This window comes from Sinorhizobium kostiense, from assembly GCF_017874595.1.
GTDB classification, from domain to species: Bacteria; Pseudomonadota; Alphaproteobacteria; order Rhizobiales; family Rhizobiaceae; genus Sinorhizobium; species Sinorhizobium kostiense.
The window spans coordinates 136,346-152,988 of record NZ_JAGILA010000002.1; the positions used below are offsets into that span (position 1 = coordinate 136,346).

The 16,643-nt window shown below is 62.7% G+C and carries 18 protein-coding genes; 3 read left to right on the forward strand and 15 right to left on the reverse strand.

The window, feature by feature from the left end; translation table 11 throughout:
• Positions 1-58: 58 nt before the first annotated feature.
• Positions 59-1,081, reverse strand: coding sequence for an alcohol dehydrogenase AdhP (gene adhP, locus J2Z31_RS07090; RefSeq protein WP_209601213.1), 1,023 nt, complete (start codon positions 1,079-1,081; stop codon positions 59-61).
• A gap of 789 nt (positions 1,082-1,870) precedes the next feature.
• On the opposite strand from adhP, the gene J2Z31_RS07095 reads away from it, so the two are divergent.
• A complete protein-coding gene (locus J2Z31_RS07095) occupies positions 1,871-2,071 on the forward strand; it encodes a hypothetical protein (protein WP_209601214.1) in 201 nt (66 codons plus the stop codon).
• Positions 2,072-2,113: 42 nt separating this feature from the next.
• On the opposite strand, the gene J2Z31_RS07100 is transcribed toward J2Z31_RS07095, so the two are convergent.
• The 6 genes from J2Z31_RS07100 to J2Z31_RS07125 form a co-directional block, all read right to left on the reverse strand.
• A complete protein-coding gene (locus J2Z31_RS07100) occupies positions 2,114-2,641 on the reverse strand; it encodes a MerR family transcriptional regulator (RefSeq protein ID WP_209601215.1) in 528 nt (175 codons plus the stop codon).
• Positions 2,642-2,947: 306 nt separating this feature from the next.
• Positions 2,948-3,286: an integration host factor subunit alpha gene (locus J2Z31_RS07105; RefSeq protein ID WP_209601216.1), complete on the reverse strand. Its 339-nt coding sequence runs from the start codon at positions 3,284-3,286 to the stop codon at positions 2,948-2,950.
• A gap of 95 nt (positions 3,287-3,381) precedes the next feature.
• On the reverse strand, positions 3,382-4,353 hold the full coding sequence (locus J2Z31_RS07110; protein WP_209601217.1) for a beta-ketoacyl-ACP synthase III: 972 nt from the start codon (positions 4,351-4,353) through the stop codon (positions 3,382-3,384).
• Between the two features lie 4 nt (positions 4,354-4,357).
• Positions 4,358-5,416: a phosphate acyltransferase PlsX gene (gene plsX, locus J2Z31_RS07115; protein WP_209601218.1), complete on the reverse strand. Its 1,059-nt coding sequence runs from the start codon at positions 5,414-5,416 to the stop codon at positions 4,358-4,360.
• 137 nt (positions 5,417-5,553) lie between these two features.
• A complete protein-coding gene (locus J2Z31_RS07120; RefSeq protein WP_209601219.1) occupies positions 5,554-6,105 on the reverse strand; it encodes a YceD family protein in 552 nt (183 codons plus the stop codon).
• Between the two features lie 49 nt (positions 6,106-6,154).
• Positions 6,155-6,691, reverse strand: coding sequence for a ubiquinol-cytochrome C chaperone family protein (locus J2Z31_RS07125; protein ID WP_209601220.1), 537 nt, complete (start codon positions 6,689-6,691; stop codon positions 6,155-6,157).
• Positions 6,692-6,830: 139 nt separating this feature from the next.
• On the opposite strand from J2Z31_RS07125, the gene J2Z31_RS07130 reads away from it, so the two are divergent.
• The gene (locus J2Z31_RS07130) at positions 6,831-7,337 is read left to right on the forward strand and encodes an outer membrane protein assembly factor BamE (RefSeq protein WP_209601221.1); all 507 of its coding nucleotides are present in this window, start codon (positions 6,831-6,833) and stop codon (positions 7,335-7,337) included.
• A gap of 66 nt (positions 7,338-7,403) precedes the next feature.
• Here J2Z31_RS07130 and J2Z31_RS07135 read toward each other — a convergent pair whose 3' ends face one another.
• The 4 genes from J2Z31_RS07135 to ribH form a co-directional block, all read right to left on the reverse strand.
• Positions 7,404-9,539, reverse strand: coding sequence for a sodium-translocating pyrophosphatase (locus tag J2Z31_RS07135; protein WP_209601222.1), 2,136 nt, complete (start codon positions 9,537-9,539; stop codon positions 7,404-7,406).
• Positions 9,540-9,731: 192 nt separating this feature from the next.
• Positions 9,732-10,961 carry an MFS transporter gene (locus J2Z31_RS07140; RefSeq protein ID WP_209601223.1) on the reverse strand — a complete coding sequence of 410 codons (1,230 nt, stop codon included), beginning with the start codon at positions 10,959-10,961 and terminating at the stop codon, positions 9,732-9,734.
• 4 nt (positions 10,962-10,965) lie between these two features.
• On the reverse strand, positions 10,966-11,448 hold the full coding sequence (gene nusB, locus J2Z31_RS07145; protein ID WP_209601224.1) for a transcription antitermination factor NusB: 483 nt from the start codon (positions 11,446-11,448) through the stop codon (positions 10,966-10,968).
• Positions 11,445-11,906 (reverse strand): 6,7-dimethyl-8-ribityllumazine synthase, encoded by a 462-nt coding sequence (ribH, locus tag J2Z31_RS07150; RefSeq protein ID WP_209601225.1) that lies wholly within the window; start codon positions 11,904-11,906, stop codon positions 11,445-11,447. Before ribH ends, nusB begins: the two co-directional genes overlap by 4 nt.
• A 364-nt stretch (positions 11,907-12,270) precedes the next feature.
• Here ribH and J2Z31_RS07155 point away from each other — a divergent pair, with 364 nt between their 5' ends.
• On the forward strand, positions 12,271-12,807 hold the full coding sequence (locus tag J2Z31_RS07155) for a GNAT family N-acetyltransferase (RefSeq protein WP_209601226.1): 537 nt from the start codon (positions 12,271-12,273) through the stop codon (positions 12,805-12,807).
• 192 nt (positions 12,808-12,999) lie between these two features.
• On the opposite strand, the gene J2Z31_RS07160 is transcribed toward J2Z31_RS07155, so the two are convergent.
• Genes J2Z31_RS07160 through glyA form a run of 4 tightly spaced genes read right to left on the reverse strand, consistent with a single transcriptional unit; the run spans position 13,000 to position 16,588 of the window.
• Positions 13,000-13,620: a riboflavin synthase gene (locus tag J2Z31_RS07160; RefSeq protein ID WP_209601227.1), complete on the reverse strand. Its 621-nt coding sequence runs from the start codon at positions 13,618-13,620 to the stop codon at positions 13,000-13,002.
• A complete protein-coding gene (ribD, locus tag J2Z31_RS07165; RefSeq protein WP_209601228.1) occupies positions 13,605-14,789 on the reverse strand; it encodes a bifunctional diaminohydroxyphosphoribosylaminopyrimidine deaminase/5-amino-6-(5-phosphoribosylamino)uracil reductase RibD in 1,185 nt (394 codons plus the stop codon). Before ribD ends, J2Z31_RS07160 begins: the two co-directional genes overlap by 16 nt.
• Positions 14,790-14,806: 17 nt before the next feature.
• The gene (gene nrdR, locus J2Z31_RS07170; RefSeq protein WP_209601229.1) at positions 14,807-15,280 is read right to left on the reverse strand and encodes a transcriptional regulator NrdR; all 474 of its coding nucleotides are present in this window, start codon (positions 15,278-15,280) and stop codon (positions 14,807-14,809) included.
• Between the two features lie 12 nt (positions 15,281-15,292).
• Positions 15,293-16,588: a serine hydroxymethyltransferase gene (gene glyA, locus J2Z31_RS07175; protein ID WP_209601230.1), complete on the reverse strand. Its 1,296-nt coding sequence runs from the start codon at positions 16,586-16,588 to the stop codon at positions 15,293-15,295.
• Positions 16,589-16,643 lie beyond the last annotated feature (55 nt).

A 16,643-nucleotide genomic window follows, 5' to 3' on the forward strand; every position in this document is an offset into this window, starting at 1 on the left:
CCGCCGACCGGATAGGTCCGCGGGCGGCATACTCGTCAAGACCGCAGCTGATCGAAGCTCAACCGTTCAGATCGAGAACGATGCGGCCGTCAATCTTGCCTTCCTCCATACGCTCGAAGATGGCGTTGATATTCTCGATCTTGTCCCAGGAGAAATGGGCCGCGACCTTGCCCTCGCCAGCAAATTCCAGCGCCTCCTCCAGATCCTGACGGGTGCCGACGATAGAGCCGCGTACCGTGATGCGCTTCAACACCGTGTCGAAAACCGGCAGGCAGATCTGGCTCGGCGGCAGACCGACAAGCGCCATGGTACCCTTCGAACGCAGCATCCTGTAAGCCTGCTCCATCGCTTTTGGTGAAACGGCCGTAACCAGCGCTCCGTGGACGCCGCCCGTCCGCTTCTGCACCTCCTCGACGGCGTCAGGCGCCCTCGCATCGATGACGAGGTCGGCGCCGAGCTTTTCGGCAAGGGCAATCTTGTCCGGGAAGATGTCGGCTGCGGCCACATGCATGCCCATCGCCCTGGCATACTGCACGGCCATGTGCCCCAGACCGCCAATGCCGGAGACGAGGACCCATTCGCCGGGCCTCACCTCCGTCTCCTTCAAACCCTTGTAGACGGTGACGCCGGCGCAGAGCACCGGCGCGGCCGGACCGAACTCCAGCTTGGCCGGCAACCTGCCGACGAAATCCGGATCCGCGAGGCCATACTGGGCAAAGGTGCCGTCGACAGAATAGCCGGTATTCTGCTGGCTGCCGCAAAGCGTCTCCCAGCCGGTGCGGCATGGCGTGCAGCAGCCGCAGGCCGTGTGCAGCCACGGCACGCCGACCCGATCCCCTTCCTTCAGCCGCGTGACGCCAGCGCCGAGCTTGGCGACGTAGCCGACGCCCTCGTGGCCGGGAATGAATGGTGGATTCGGCCTCACCGGCCAGTCGCCCTTGGCGGCATGCAGGTCTGTGTGGCACACGCCCGTGGCCTGGTATTTGATCAGAACCTGGCCAGGCCCCGGCCGCGGTATCGGCAGCTCCTCGATCACGAGTGGCTTGCCGAACTCACGCACCACAGCGGCTGTCATGGTCATATCGATCTCCTCCAATCTCGATGTTGGCGCCGGCGTGGCCGGCATCGCGCACCTCCTCCGAGCGAGCGCTGACGAACTGGAGATTAGCGGAGAAGCGAGCCGCCGTTCCTTGACGGGCATCAAGGGAGGCTGTTTCGATGAGGACGTTGTCTCAGAGTTGAGACAGTCGCGTGGGCAACCGGCGAGCGCTGGACTACAGCGCCGCCTGTCTTGTCAGACGCGCAAAGGTCGCTGTAGCCTATGGCCCATTGCATGTCTTGGTCTTTAAACCGAGGTCGATTTTGGCGACATTCAGTCGATGGCCACACGCCGCGAGGTACATGCCGATCGATCTCCGCATAGCCTCTGCACGCGCTCGCGATTTTTCGAAAGAGGAATCAGGGAGCCCTCGTCGACGCGTGAGATCGTGCTTGTTAGAAGTGAAAAGCGTTTACCCTTGCCGATGTTTTTTGAAGAGGCGCAGCGGAATTGCGGAATCAGATCTTCCTCTCTGGTCAAACCGCAGATAGCGTCTCTGCGTGGCCGAATCCATAGGCCACGTCCCCGCTTCCAACGAAGGCAACTGGATGCGGGATTGGCCCCGCCATCGCGCGGGGCTTTTTTGTGTCCATCTCCTACTCCTTTCGGACGGCGCCCCGATCCAATGAAGGCGACCTGCGCCGTGATGACCCTGCGACCGTCGTTTGCCAGCATGAGCCTGGGGGAGCCGCGCTCTGCCCCGCGCTAAGCCTTACCGGGAACATTTCGACTCGGCGGCGGTTCTGAGGTCGACCGATCGGAGATGAGAAAATGAGCAGACGCTGGAACCTAATCGCGTTGATCGGCGCAGCCGTCATCATCGTCGTCAGCGCGCTTTTCTATGCCTATGTCGACAGGCTCCCCTCCACCAGTTCGACGAGGATCGAGGATACGCGGGTCGGTGCCGACGGTGTGAACACGATCGATGAAAATCCGCCGAGCGCAACGGGCGACGAGGACAATCCTTCCTGATCAAACGAATCCGGTAAGACGCCGTACGGGCGGACCTTGTTCTCACCGCACCTGATCGAGCAACCGCTTGCATTCGAGAAGGTCGTAGAGCGCCTCCTGGAGAAGCGCCCTGTCCTCCTTGCTGACAGAGGCCTTGCCGACGGTGATTTCCGCGTCGTCGCTGCTCGAGCCGAAGGAAAAGAAGCGGCGGCTCGGCGGCGCCTTGGCGCGGCCGACGATCTGGTCTTCCTCAGTGCCGATCTTCGGCGGCGTCGGTTCCTCATGGGTAGACGCGGCAAGCGCTTCGACCGTCGCCAGGTCGCCACTCGCGATCGCCGCCACGAATTTGTTGCCGTTCGCCTTCAGAAGCTTCTGCACGCCCTTGATCGTATAGCCATGGTCATAGAGCAGATGGCGGATGCCCTTGAGCAGGTCGACATCCTCGGGTCGATAATAGCGCCGGCCGCCGCCGCGCTTCATCGGCTTGATCTGCTGGAACCGCGTCTCCCAGAATCTGAGCACATGCTGGGGCAGATCGAGTTCATCTGCGACCTCGCTGATGGTGCGAAAGGCGTCCGGGCTTTTTTCCATCTCGTCCCCATTCCACTGTGCGCGACGACGGCGCGGCGTCGGGCCATTGCGCGATGATCGCACGAATCATGCCTACTTCAATGGCTTATGGGTGAGTTTTCAACTACAATTGCGGCTGTCCGCCAGCGGGATGAGGAAAATGCGCGTGGTCTTCGTCCCCGCATCCCGCGCCCCCTCACGCAGCGCGGCGCGTGGTTTCAGACGCTTCAGGACGTGGCTGGAGTCGCCGGGTTCGACTCGAGGGAATATGGAGTAAAATCCATCACTCTCGCGAAATCAGACCTGAAATCATGACGTGATCTTTGGTCACGATGCCACGTCGGATTGCTTCTGCCTGGCCTTGCGGCCGAGGTGCGCTTTCAGCACCCTTTGCTTCAGCACGTTCGACGCCTTGAAGGTCATGACGCGACGCGGCGAGATCGGCACCTCCTCGCCCGTCTTGGGATTTCGGCCGATACGCTCGTTCTTGTCGCGCACCTGGAAGGTTGCAAAAGAAGACAGCTTGACGCTCTCGCCACGCACTATAGCGTTGCAAATCTCGTCGATGACGGTCTCCACGAGTTCGGCGGATTCCGTCCGCGATAACCCGACCTTTCGAAAAACCGACTCAGCCAAGTCCGCCCGCGTTACTGTTTTTCCGCTCATCTTCCCCCACCGATGTCTGGCACGCCGATCAGCCAAGGAAGACTATTGCCCTTGCCTTATGCGGTCAAGCTCCTGCCTTAGTTCAATTATTTTCTTTACCAGCGGATGAGAACCGAACCCCAGGTGAAGCCGCCGCCCATGGCCTCGAGCATGACCAGGTCGCCTTTCTTGATCCGACCGTCGCCGGCTGCGGTGTTCAGCGCGAGCGGAATGGAGGCTGCTGACGTGTTGCCGTGGATGTCCACCGTCACCACAACCTTCTCAAGAGGAATGCCGAGCTTCTTTGCCGAGCCGTCGATGATGCGTCGGTTGGCCTGGTGCGGGACCAGCCAGTCGACGTCGTCGGCGCGGGTTCCCGTCGCGTCGAAAGCCGCCTCGATCACGTCGGTGATCATGCCGACGGCATGTTTGAAGACCTCGCGTCCCTCCATGCGGAGGTGACCGACCGTGCCGGTCGTCGAGGGCCCGCCGTCGACATAGAGCTTGTCGCCGTGAATGCCGTCGGAACGAAGTTGAGCGGTCAGCACGCCGCGATCGGAATTGGTGCCCTCGCCTTCCCGAGCCTCGAGGATGAGGGCGCCGGCGCCATCGCCGAAGAGTACGCAGGTGGTGCGGTCCGACCAGTCGAGAATCCGCGAAAAGGTCTCGGAACCGATCACCAGGGCACGCTTCGCAAGCCCGCCGCGAATATAGGCATCCGCCGTCGCAACCGCATAGACGAAGCCCGAACAGACCGCCTGCAGATCGAACGCCGCCCCATGGCGCATGCCGAGTCGGTTCTGGATATTCACCGCGGTTGCGGGAAAAGTGTTGTCCGGCGTCGACGTTGCCACGATGATCAGATCGAGATCGTCGGCCGTCAGCCCCGCCCTTTCGAGCGCGGCCCGGGCCGCCCCCTCGCCGAGGGTCGCGGTCGTCTCACCCTCCCCGGCGATATAGCGCTGGCGAATCCCGGTGCGCTGCACGATCCATTCGTCGGACGTGTCGACCTTGGATTCCATCTCCTTGTTGGTCATCACCCGCTTCGGCAGCGCTGCGCCGAAACCGCGAACGACAGAACGGATCATCTATTCAAACCTCATCATTCACGCCGCGCGGTAGGGCTTCCGACGGCTGAGTGCCGTGGTAACGCGCCAGATCGGCCTCTATCTTGGACTTAAGGCCGTTCTTGACCATGTCGTAACCGACGTCGATCGCCGCGGCGAAACCCTCGGGATCGGTACCGCCGTGGCTCTTGATGACGACACCGTTCAGGCCCAGGAACACGCCGCCATTGACCTTGCGGGGGTCCATCTTCTCGCGCAGCCGGTCGAAGGCGCCCTTGGCGAAGACATAGCCGATCTTGGCAAGAAGCGTGCGCGACATGGCGGCACGCAGGTATTCGGCGATCTGGCGGGCGGTGCCTTCCGCCGCCTTGAGCGCGATATTGCCGGAAAATCCTTCCGTTACGACCACATCGACCGTACCGCGGCCGATATCGTCACCCTCGACGAAGCCATAATAATCGATACCCTCGATATTGGCCTCGCGGATGAGGCGGCCGGCCTCCTTGACCTCTTCCTGACCCTTGATCTCCTCGACCCCGACGTTCAACAGACCGACCGAAGGGCGCTCCACCTCGAAGAGGGCGCGCGCCATTGCGCCGCCCATCAGCGCGAAATCCATGAGCTGCTGTGCGTCCGCGCCGATGGTCGCGCCGACATCGAGGACGATGCTCTCGCCCTTGAGGGTCGGCCAGATGGCGGCGATCGCCGGACGCTGAATGCGCTGCATTGTCCTGAGGCAAAAGACCGACATCGCCATGAGCGCGCCGGTGTTGCCGGCCGAGACCACGACATCCGCTTCGCCGGCATTGATCGCGTCGATCGCCTTCCACATGCTCGACTTGCCGCGACCGCGCCGAAGCGCCTGGCTGGGCTTCTCGTCCATGCCAACGGCAATCTCGCAATCATGGAAGGTGCTTGCCGCCTGAAGCTTCGGATTTTTCGCCAGCAATTCGGCACATCGTGCTTCCTGGCCGAACAGAACGAACCTTATGTCCGGATGACGTTCGAGCGCCCTCGCTGCGCCTGGGATGACGACTTCAGGACCATAGTCGCCACCCATCACGTCAAGTGAAATTCTGACCACGCGTGTCTTATCCTTGTTTCCGCCAGACGACGCGTCTCACTGCGACAACGTCTCGGCGCTGCTCTCGGCTGGAGCCGGGCCAAAATACTTCTTTTCGCCTGCCTGACAACCGAATTGTAGGCCGGTCAGGCACCGTATCAATTCTTTTTCCAGTTCTTGAGCACCGCAAATGGACTCGGCCGCTTGTCGTCCGCCGCGGAGCTTTCGATGCGCTCGCCGAATACAGCCCCCTCCTTGCGTGGATAGGGGTCGATCGCCAGCGCCACATGCTCGCTGACCACCGCGCCGGCATCGATCGTGTCGCCCGCAAAGACATCGGGAATGTCCGGCCCACTCGGGTCGAGAATCATCTCGCCGCCATCATTGTCCGGCTGGCGGGCCAGGCGCGAACCCTCGGGCACGAAAATTGCCTCGACCGGCTCGCGGATATCCGCTTCGACGGGCTCGAGCGTGACGACGCAGGCCTGGACGATCTTGGCACGCACCTCGCCCTTGATCTTCACGCCATCCTTCTTCCACCGGCCGATTTCGAGATCGGCCTCAAGCGCCTGCACTTCTTTGATGTTCCAGAGCGCGGCCAGCGCCCGGCGTTCCGCGTCGTTTGCCGACAAATGCACGCTGACCGGATTTGCGGAAATATGTCCCACCTTCACCGGATAGGAAAATGCCGGGTTGCTTTCGTGCTTCATGATTGCTTCCTTCCTGCCACCCCGTGCGAACGGGCTTGCCGAGCGCCTATTACGCTCCTGCCGGCGGAACGCGCAACTGGCCGGCTTCGACCACGTCCTCCGTGACGCCCGTGAGCGCCGCCTCGGCGGCGAAGAGATAGGCGGCAAGAGCCTCCATAGTCGGTCCGTCCGCCACTTCCGGGTGGAAATTGCGCTTGAGCGCCGCGGCAAGCGCCTCGCCGTCGTTCCTGTCGAGCGCCGCCGCATAGGATTCGAGCCGCCCGTAAAACATGCCCGCGAGCTTCTTCATCTTCTTCGGCACACCCGCATCGCCAATGCCGAGCTCGCGGATCGAATGATCGACGTCCTCGAAGAAAGCATCGACGATCTCCTGAGCGATCTCCTGGCCGGTGCGCGCCGAGCCGCGCGTGCGTCGGAAATATAGGATGAGAATCGCCGAGAGCATCTCGAAGCGGCCCATCACCGTATCGGGAACATCGAGGTCCGTGTAGAGAAACGGCTGGCGCGCCGCCGCGGTGAGGAGAGCATATTGGCGCTCCACTATCGCAATGTTGCCGCTTTTTCTCTTGAACAGTCCGAAAATCATCACAGGGCCCAGCCGTGGCTTCTCGAAATCGATGGGCTAGCGCCCATGACGTTGTTGCATGATAGCCGAAGCTGGTTTACCGAAGCAGGCACGAATTGCAATGGCGGATCTGCCATCGTTTCTCCAAGGGGAGCAGTCGTTGACGAAGCGGTATTTGACATCAAACCTGAAAGTGCTGCGCCGCGCCGTGGTCGTGGCTTCCCTCTGCACAACGGCGCTTGCGGGCTGCCAGGCCGCCAATGTCGGCGAAGTCCTGCATCAGGGCTACATCGTCGACCAGGAAACATTGAACCTCGTGCCGGTCGGATCGAGCCGCGAGCAGGTACTGCTCTCGCTGGGCACGCCCTCGACGACCGCGACATTCGACAACGAGGTGTTCTACTACATCTCGCAGACGCGCAAGCGGCCCGTCGCCTTCATGAAGCCGAAGCTCATCGACCAGTCGATCCTCGCAGTTTATTTCGATAAGGAGGGCGTCGTCAGCCAGCTCGCCCACTACACGCTGAAGGACGGCAAGGTCTTCGACATGCTGTCAAGCACGACACCGACCGGCGGCAAGGAAACGAGCTTCCTCGGCCAGCTCCTGACCGGCCCAGGCGTCGGCAGGGGAGCAGCACAGAACCTGTTCAAGAACTTCGGGCAGTAACCGACAAAACTGCAACAAAAACCCGCGAAACCAAAGTTTCGCGGGTTTTTTGCTTCTGATCGATCGTCAGGCAAGCACGGCGAGCAGCAGCAACGCGACGATGTTGGTAATCTTGATCGCTGGATTGACTGCCGGCCCGGCCGTATCCTTGTAGGGATCTCCGACCGTATCGCCGGTCACGGAAGCCTTATGCGCCTCCGAGCCCTTCATGTGGCGGGTGCCATCCTTGTCGACGAAACCGTCTTCGAAGCTCTTCTTCGCATTGTCCCAGGCACCACCCCCCGACGTCATCGAGACCGCCACGAACAGGCCGTTGACGATGACGCCCAAGAGCGAGGCGCCGAGTGCCGCGAAGGCGGACGCCTTCGAACCGGAGAGGAGCAGCACGCCGAAATAGACGACGATCGGCGCCAAGACCGGCAGCAGCGAGGGAACGATCATTTCGCGGATAGCCGCTTTGGTCAGCATGTCGACGGCGCGGCCGTAATCCGGACGGTCCTTGCCCTCCATGATGCCAGGCTTCTCCTTGAACTGCCGGCGGACCTCCTCGACGACGGCCCCCCCTGCCCGGCCGACCGCGGTCATGGCGATGCCGCCGAAGAGATAGGGAATGAGGCCGCCGAAGATGAGACCAGCGACGACGTAAGGGTTCGACAGGTCGAAGGAGATGGTGCCGACGTCCGCGAAATAGGGATACTTTTCGCCATTGGCGGCGAAATAGGCGAGGTCGTTGGAATAGGCCGCGAAGAGCACGAGCGCCCCGAGGCCGGCCGAGCCGATCGCATAGCCCTTGGTAACGGCCTTGGTGGTGTTGCCGACCGCATCGAGAGCATCGGTGGACTTTCGCACATCCGGAGGCAGATGCGACATCTCGGCAATGCCGCCGGCATTGTCGGTCACCGGACCAAAGGCGTCGAGCGCCACGATCATGCCGGCGAGGCCGAGCATGGCGGTGACGGCGATGCCAGTACCGAAGAGGCCCGCGAGCTGATAGGTGGCGATGATACCGCCGACGATGACGATCGCCGGCAGAGCGGTCGATTCGAGCGACACGGCCAGCCCCTGGATCACGTTCGTGCCATGACCGGTGACGGAGGCCTGCGCGATCGAGTTCACCGGCCGTTTGTTGGTGCCGGTGTAGTACTCGGTAACGACGACGATCAATGCGGTGACGATGAGGCCGATGATGCCGCAGAAGAACAGCCCCCAGCCGGTAATGTCTTTACCGGCGACCGCACCGATCGAACCCCATCCGATCGTCAGCGAGGTCGCGGCGCCGAGGCCGAGGATCGACAGCACGCCGGTTATGATCAGCCCGCGATAGAGCGCGCCCATGATAGAGCCGTTGGTGCCGAGCTTGACGAAGAAGGTGCCGATGATCGAGGTAATGATGCAGGCCGCGCAGATCGCCAGCGGATAGACCATGATGCTCGAAAACAGCGGCGTGCCTGCGAAGAAGATCGCGGCGAGCACCATGGTCGCGACGACGGAGACGGCGTAGGTCTCGAAGAGGTCCGCCGCCATGCCGGCGCAGTCGCCGACATTGTCGCCGACATTGTCCGCGATCGTCGCGGGATTGCGCGGATCGTCCTCGGGAATTCCCGCTTCCACCTTGCCGACGAGATCGCCGCCGACATCCGCGCCCTTGGTGAAGATGCCGCCGCCGAGACGGGCGAAGATCGAAATGAGCGATCCGCCGAAGCCGAGGGACACGAGCGCATCGATCACCTCACGCGAGGCGGGATCGTGCCCCAATCCGGCGGTGAGCACGAAATAGTAGACCGACACGCCCAGGAGAGCGAGGCCCGCGACCAGGAGGCCGGTGATGGCACCGGATTTGAAGGCGATGTCGAGCCCGGAGGCAAGGCTGACCGAAGCGGCCTGGGCCGTACGGACGTTGGCCCGGACCGAAACATGCATGCCGATGAAACCGGCTGCGCCCGAGAGCACCGCACCGATCAGAAAACCAACGGCGGCTGCGCTCGATAGAAGAACCCATGCTGCGATGAAAACGACGACGCCGACAACGGCAATGGTTTTGTATTGACGCGTGAGGTAGGCCTGCGCCCCCTCTCTGATGAAGCCTGCGATCTCCTGCATGCGGGCATTCCCCTGGTCGGCAGCCATCACAGACTGCGCTGCCCAGATGGCGTAGGCCACCGAAAGCAACCCGCATGCGATAACGCCCAACAATATGGTCATTTCGCACTATCCTCCGTTACAACCCGCCGGCTCACTCCCTGCGGCGGGCCCCTCAAGCCCGAATCGCGCCGCTTCCTCAAGCGGAGCGTCCTCATGGCGCGGCCAGAGTGCGGGTGCGAAGAAGGAACGTCAAGCCCCTGAAAATACCCGCATCTCAGTGACCGGGATTCCGGCGAGACGAGCCCTTGGACCTCAGACTGCGGCTCTCTTATTCGCGCGCATCAGGAGGAAGAGGAGGAAAAGGCAAAGGCCTGCAACCGGCCAGACGACGGAGTTGAGCATGTCCCAGCCATAGGCCGCCAGCACCTTGCCGGAAGCAAAGGACGAGCCGGCCACCGCGGAAAAGAGCACGATGTCGTGGAAGCCCTGGACCTTGTCCGCCTCATGCGGACGGTAACTCTGGGCAACGATGGCGGTCGCGCCGATGAAGGCGAAATTCCATCCGAGGCCGAGGAGAACCAGCGCGGCCCAGAAATTCCAGAGTTCAACGCCAAGATGGGCGATGGCCGCGCACGCCAAGAGCAGAAGAAAACCCGAGGCGACGATGCGCTCCGCGCCGAACCGGCTGATCAGCCACCCGGTGGCGAAGCTCGGACCGAACATGGCGAGCACGTGCCATTGAATTCCGAGCGTCGCGAGATCGGTCGAGAAGCCGCAGCCGACGACCATGGCCACCGGCGCCCCCGTCATCATGAAGGTCATCAGCGCATAGGCGGAGATGCCGCAGATCATTCCCGTCAGGAACCGCTGATTACCGGCAATCTCCTTAAGCGGCCGCGCCGGAGGCGCCGCCTGTACCGCCGGTGCCTTTCCGCCGTCCGGCAGCCGAAGGGGAGCGAAGAAGCAAAGCGCTACAAGGCAGACCGGGATGAGGGCGACAAAGGCACCCGCAAACCAGACGGGCGCGAAATAGTCGCCGGCGAAAATGACGATCTGCGGACCGAGGATTGCAGAGACGATGCCGCCGCCGAGGATCCAGGAAATCGCCTTCGCCTTGAAGAATGACGGCGAGGCATCGGCCGCGGCGAAGCGCAGCTTTTGCGTGAAGCCGTTGGAGGCGCCGAGGACGGCGAGACCACCAGCAAAAAGCCAGAAACTCTCCTGGAACAGCGCAGCGGCGGCGACCCCACCGCCGACCGCAGCGATCAAGGCCCCGATCAAGAAGGCGGAGCGCCTGCCGATGAGGCGCGACAACGTCGCCACCAGGATGACGCCGAGCGCCATGCCGACGTTGAAGGCGGTCAATGGTGCGGTCGCGAGCGATTTGTCGTCTCCGAGCAGCTGGTGGCCGGCCACACCGCCGACCGCGAAGCTAATCGGCCCCACGACGCCGAGAAGTGCCTGAGCGATGGCGAGCAGCAGGACATTGCGACGCGCCTCGCGTAGAACCGCCCCGATATCGTCCATCGCCGCAGTAACCATCTGGCTACTTCCGCTGCTCGCCGCGGATCTGCTTGGCAATCCGGTCGAGGACGGCATTGACGAGCTTCGGCTCCTCGTCCTCGAAGAAGGCCTTGGCGATCTCCACATATTCGGTGACGATCACCGGAACCGGAACGTCCTTGCGCTCCAGGAGCTCGAAGGTGCCGGCGCGCAGGATGGCGCGGACCGTTGAATCGAGCCGCGACAGCGCCCAATCGTCCTGCAGGGCCGAGCCGATCAAGGGGTCGAGCTTGCGCTGATCGCGCACGACACCTGATACGATCGACCGGAACCAGGAAGGGTCCGCCTTCAAATAGGTCTCGCCGTCCAGTTCCTTGCCGAGGCGGTGGGCCTCGAACTCGGCAACGATCTCCAACACACCGGTGCCGCCGACTTCCATCTGATAAAGCGCCTGAACCGCCGCAAGGCGTGCTGCGCCTCGCTGGTTAACCTGCTTCCGCGGCTGTTCCGAGGGGGTATTCGTCACTTTACTGCGTCCAGTTTTTTCTTCAGTTCGATCATGGTCAGGGCCGCGCGCGCGGCAAAGCCGCCCTTGTCGCCCTCCGACCGCCGGGCACGCGCCCATGCCTGTTCCTCGTTCTCGACCGTCAGGATTCCGTTGCCGAGCGCAAGGCTCTCGCTGACGGAGAGATCCATGAGAGCGCGCGCGGACTCATTGGCGACGATGTCGAAATGGTAGGTTTCGCCGCGGATCACCATGCCGAGCGCGACAAAGCCGTCATACACGGTACCGCCTTCGTCCGCGGCGTCCAGCGCCATCGCAATAGCCGCAGGAATTTCCAGAGCTCCCGGCACCGTGACAATATCGTAGATGGCCCCGGCCGCGCCGAGGGCGTGCTTCGCCCCATCGAGCATCGCGTCGGCCATATCGTCATAGAAGCGCGCTTCCACAATCAGGATGCGGAGTGGCTCGGTCTTCGCCATAAATCACCTGTGTTGAAAACAAGAGGACCGGATCTGGCCGGTGCAGGCCGCGGTCAAACCATGCCCCGCACGGAATGGCAAGCAAATTCGTCGAAAAAAGCCAACTGCCGCACGGGCGCCGACCGCCGCAGAGGCTCGCATGTCGGAGCGGGAGATTCATGCTGTTGTCGCGTCGCCACAAACTTGCAACAATGCCGTGGTCCCAAAGCACCCCAGTGCAGCCGTGCATAAAAATGCTAAACCTCAGGTATAATTCCACCACATTTTCCAGCCGAAGCTGTTCTTCAACGTTGCCACACCGGCCGGTTGCCGGCGAACCGAGCAGCTGGGCATCACCCACTTCATCAGGAGACATGTCGCGAACATGAACCGCGTTCCCGTCATCGAAACCGAGCGCCTCGTCCTGCGTCCTTACCGGCGTGACGATTTCCCGCCCTATGCCGCGCTCTTCGCCGATGAAGAGGTGACGCGCTATGTGGGGGGCGTGCCATACACGCGCGAACAGTCCTGGACGCGGTTCCTGCGGCAGGTCGGCATGTGGCATTATTTCGGCTTCGGCTTCTTCGCGATCCAGGAGAAGGAGACCGGCGCGTTCATCGGCGAGGCGGGTTTCCACGATGCCCACCGCCAGATCACTCCCTCGCTCGACGGAACGATGGAAATGGGCTGGGCCATTTCTCCCAAGAGCCATGGCTTTGGCCTTGCAACGGAAGCGGTCACCGCTGCCCTTGCCTGGGCCGATCACGCCTTTCCTTCACTGAAGAAGACCTGCATCATCGAACCCGGCAACCAGGCTTCGATCCGCGTTGCGCTAAAGCATGGCTTCACAGAGTTCTGGCGCACAAGCTATCACGGCCGCCCGATGATCATGTTCGAACGGCGCTTGGCTGGCGCCAGTTGAACCACGCCTGGCCTCAGCTGACCTTCGGCCAGATTCGCTCCCAGTCCCTGAACCGTTGGCACGGCGCGACACCCCTGAAGCACAGTTGGAGCGCTCAACGTAAGAAGGTAGCGCGGGATGCGGGCGGAAAACCGCGAACACTTTTCCTCATCCCGCGCTAGGGGCGGACTGTCTTTGACTCACAGTTGTAGATCACTCGGCCTTCGGCGTCGGAAACTCCGCCAGTCTGGCGGCGTAGCGGGCCATTGTATCGACTTCGAAATTGACAAGATCGCCAGCCTGCCGCTCGCCCCATGTCGTGACTTCGAGCGAATGGCGGATCAGCAGCACGTCGAACTCCGAGCCGTCAACCCTGTTGACGGTCAGCGACGTGCCGTCGAGCGCCACCGAGCCCTTCGGCGCAACAAAGCGGGCGAGATGCTCCGGCACCCGCAGGCGGAAGCGCACCGCATCGCCTTCCGGTTCCACTGCAAGGATTTCCGCAGTTCCGTCGACATGGCCCGAAACGATATGGCCGCCGAGTTCGTCGCCGATCTTCAGCGAGCGTTCGAGGTTGACGCGGGTTCCCTCCTGCCACGCGCCGAGAGTCGTCAGCCGTAGCGTCTCCTCCCACGCCTCGACCTCGAACCAGCGATCGTTGCTACCCCCTTCCGGGAGCGCCGTCACCGTCAGGCATATGCCGGCATGGGCGATCGAGGCCCCCATGTCGATCGTTTTCGGATCGTAATTGGTGGCAATGCGAAGCTTGAGCCCCTCCCTGAGCGGCGTGACCTCCTCTACGGTACCGATATCGGTGATTATGCCTGTGAACATCCGGTATCTCTCTCGTAATCCTCAAAAATATCGTCACCGTAGCGCGCGGTGCGCCGAAGCGCGAAACCGGCCGGGACGGACTTCCGCTCAAATGGGGCCTCTATCCCATATTCGCCAATAGCTGCCGGACCGGTAAACAGCATGATCCGATCGACCAGGCCGGCGTCGAGAAAATCGCGCGCAGCACGGGCGCCGCCCTCGACCAGCAGCGAGGAGATGCCACGAGAGGCCAGGGCCGTCACCAGATCGGCTATGGTGTCCGTAGACAGGACCTCGACGCCTGCGGCCTCGAGAGCTGCTCGGCGCCCCGCGTATTCGGCGCCTCTCCTCGCGAGCGATGCACCTCGATCCCGCCCCTCATCCGCCCTTCGGGTCCCTTCTCCCCGCGCGCGGGGAGAAGGGACGTCCGCGGCGCCCGCAACCAGGATCAAAGGAAATTCGCGCGCCGAGCGCACTAATTTCGATCCGACGGGCAATTCGAGGCGGCGGTCGAGGACGATGCGGATGGGAGAGCGGTTTTCGAGCCCCTCGAGACGCACGGTGAGTTCCGGATCGTCGGCGCTAGCCGTGCCGACCCCGACCAGGATCGCGTCGGTTTCGGCGCGCAGCACCTGCACCTGGGCGCGCGAGATTGCACCGGTGATGCGAACCTGCCCCTCTCCTTCGCGGCCGATCATCCCGTCGGAGGAGACCGCAAGTTTCAGTGTCACGTGCGGGCGCCTGTTGCGCTGCCGCATGAGGTAGGCCTCGAGCACCCGTTCTCCTTCGGCGCGCAAAACGCCGACATCGACATCGATGCCGCCTTCGCGGAGCATGACGACGCCGCGGCCGGCGACCCGCTCGTCCGGGTCAAGAATCGAAATGACGACGCGCGCGATGCCCGCGGCAATGAGCGCATCGGCGCAAGGCGGCGTCCTGCCATGGTGTGAACAGGGCTCGAGCGTGACATAGGCGGTCGCCCCCCTCGCCTGGTCGCCGGCCTCGGCCAGAGCCTGTGTTTCCGCATGCGGACGGCCACCGGGCGCCGTCACCGCGCCGCCCAGGATCGTGCCGCCCTTGACGATCAGGCAGCCGACGGAGGGATTGGTGGAGGTGAGGCCAAGATTGCGCCTTGCAAGCCGCAGCGCCGCCGCCATGAACCTTTCGTCCTCACGCGTCGGCCCGCTCATCGCCCCACCGCCTTAAACTATTCAACGGGGTCGCGCGCGATCTTGGCGCTGATCTCGGCGATGACCTTCTCGAAGTCCTCGGCATGGGAGAAATCACGATAAACGGAGGCGTAGCGGACGAAGGCGACATCATCCAGGCTTTTAAGCGCCTCGAGCACTTGAATGCCGATTTCCTCCGAGGGGATTTCCGTCTCTCCGGAGCTTTCCAGTCGGCGGACGATACCGGACACTGCCCGCTCGATCCGGTCACGGTCGACCGGGCGCTTCCTGAGGGCGATTTCGAAGGATCGCAACAGCTTGTCCCGGTCGAAAGGCACCTTCCGACCGGTCTTCTTGATAATCATCAGCTCACGCAGTTGCACCCGCTCGAAGGTCGTGAAGCGGCCCCCGCAATCCGGGCAGATGCGGCGGCGGCGAATGGCATTCCCGTCCTCTGCCGGACGGGAATCCTTCACCTGGCTGTCTTCAGAACCACAATAGGGGCAGCGCATGCAGCCGTCCTATTACATGTAGCTGTACATCGGGAAGCGATCGGTGAGCTTGACCACCTTTTCGCGGACCGCCGCCTCAACGCCGGCATTACCCTCGTCCGAATTGGCGACCTTGAGGCCATCGAGCACTTCGACGATAAGCTCGCCGATTTCCTTGAATTCCGCTTCCTTGAAACCGCGCGTCGTGCCGGCCGGCGCGCCGAGGCGCACGCCCGAGGTGACGAAGGGCTTCTCCGGGTCGAAGGGGATGCCGTTCTTGTTGCAGGTGATAAAGGCGCGCCCGAGCGCGGCCTCGGCACGCTTGCCGGTTGCATTCTTCTTGCGCAGGTCGACCAGCATCAGGTGGTTGTCGGTACCGCCTGAAACGATGTCGAGGCCGTTGGCCTTCAGCGTCTCGGCAAGGGTGCGGGCATTCTTGACGATCTGGGCCGCATAATCCTTGAAGGAGGGCTGGAGCGCCTCGCCGAAGGCGACGGCCTTGGCAGCGATCACATGCATCAGCGGACCGCCCTGCAGGCCCGGGAAGACGGCCGAGTTGATCTTCTTTGCGATCTCCTCGTCATTGGTGAGGATCATCCCGCCGCGCGGGCCGCGCAGCGACTTGTGCGTCGTCGTCGTCGCGACATGGCAATGCGGGAACGGGGAAGGATGCTGGCCCCCGGCGACCAGGCCGGCAATGTGGGCCATGTCGACCATCAGCCACGCGCCGATCTCGTCGGCGATCTCACGGAAACGCTTCCAGTCCCAGATGCGCGAATAGGCGGTGCCGCCGGCGATGATGAGCTTCGGCTTGTGCTTGCGCGCCTTCTCGGCAACGTCGTCCATGTCGAGCAGATGGTCGCCCTCGCGCACACCGTAAGAAACGACGTTGAACCACTTGCCCGACATGTTGACCGGCGAACCATGGGTCAGGTGGCCGCCGGAATTGAGGTCGAGACCCATGAAGGTGTCGCCCGGCTGAAGGAGCGCCAGGAACACTGCCTGGTTCATCTGCGAGCCCGAGTTCGGCTGGACGTTGGCGAAACCGACGCCGAAGAGCTTCTTGGCGCGATCGATCGCAAGTTCTTCGGCGATATCGACATACTGGCAGCCGCCGTAGTAACGCTTGCCCGGATAACCCTCGGCATATTTGTTCGTCATGATGGAGCCCTGGGCTTCCAGAACGGCGCGCGAGACGATGTTCTCGGAGGCGATCAGCTCGATCTCATGGCGCTGGCGACCCAGCTCCTTCTCTATCGCACCGAAGATTTCCGGGTCGCTGTCGGCGAGAGAGCGGGTGAAGAAGGCGTCATTGGTCTGTGCAAGCATCGGCTCGAGGCTCCTCTCAAAGGTGGCTGTTCTTTAACTTCCTCGCACGCCAAGA

What these genes read in the sequence shown, in the direction of transcription:
- adhP (WP_209601213.1), bottom strand. Translation starts at nt 1,081, where the DNA reads ATGACCATGACAGCCGCTGTGGTGCGTGAGTTCGGCAAGCCACTCGTG.
- J2Z31_RS07095 (WP_209601214.1), top strand. Translation starts at nt 1,871, where the DNA reads ATGAGCAGACGCTGGAACCTAATCGCGTTGATCGGCGCAGCCGTCATC.
- J2Z31_RS07100 (WP_209601215.1), bottom strand. Translation starts at nt 2,641, where the DNA reads ATGGAAAAAAGCCCGGACGCCTTTCGCACCATCAGCGAGGTCGCAGAT.
- J2Z31_RS07105 (WP_209601216.1), bottom strand. Translation starts at nt 3,286, where the DNA reads ATGAGCGGAAAAACAGTAACGCGGGCGGACTTGGCTGAGTCGGTTTTT.
- J2Z31_RS07110 (WP_209601217.1), bottom strand. Translation starts at nt 4,353, where the DNA reads ATGATCCGTTCTGTCGTTCGCGGTTTCGGCGCAGCGCTGCCGAAGCGG.
- J2Z31_RS07120 (WP_209601219.1), bottom strand. Translation starts at nt 6,105, where the DNA reads ATGAAGCACGAAAGCAACCCGGCATTTTCCTATCCGGTGAAGGTGGGA.
- J2Z31_RS07125 (WP_209601220.1), bottom strand. Translation starts at nt 6,691, where the DNA reads ATGATTTTCGGACTGTTCAAGAGAAAAAGCGGCAACATTGCGATAGTG.
- J2Z31_RS07135 (WP_209601222.1), bottom strand. Translation starts at nt 9,539, where the DNA reads ATGACCATATTGTTGGGCGTTATCGCATGCGGGTTGCTTTCGGTGGCC.
- J2Z31_RS07140 (WP_209601223.1), bottom strand. Translation starts at nt 10,961, where the DNA reads ATGGTTACTGCGGCGATGGACGATATCGGGGCGGTTCTACGCGAGGCG.
- ribH (WP_209601225.1), bottom strand. Translation starts at nt 11,906, where the DNA reads ATGGCGAAGACCGAGCCACTCCGCATCCTGATTGTGGAAGCGCGCTTC.
- J2Z31_RS07155 (WP_209601226.1), top strand. Translation starts at nt 12,271, where the DNA reads ATGAACCGCGTTCCCGTCATCGAAACCGAGCGCCTCGTCCTGCGTCCT.
- J2Z31_RS07160 (WP_209601227.1), bottom strand. Translation starts at nt 13,620, where the DNA reads ATGTTCACAGGCATAATCACCGATATCGGTACCGTAGAGGAGGTCACG.
- ribD (WP_209601228.1), bottom strand. Translation starts at nt 14,789, where the DNA reads ATGAGCGGGCCGACGCGTGAGGACGAAAGGTTCATGGCGGCGGCGCTG.
- nrdR (WP_209601229.1), bottom strand. Translation starts at nt 15,280, where the DNA reads ATGCGCTGCCCCTATTGTGGTTCTGAAGACAGCCAGGTGAAGGATTCC.
- glyA (WP_209601230.1), bottom strand. Translation starts at nt 16,588, where the DNA reads ATGCTTGCACAGACCAATGACGCCTTCTTCACCCGCTCTCTCGCCGAC.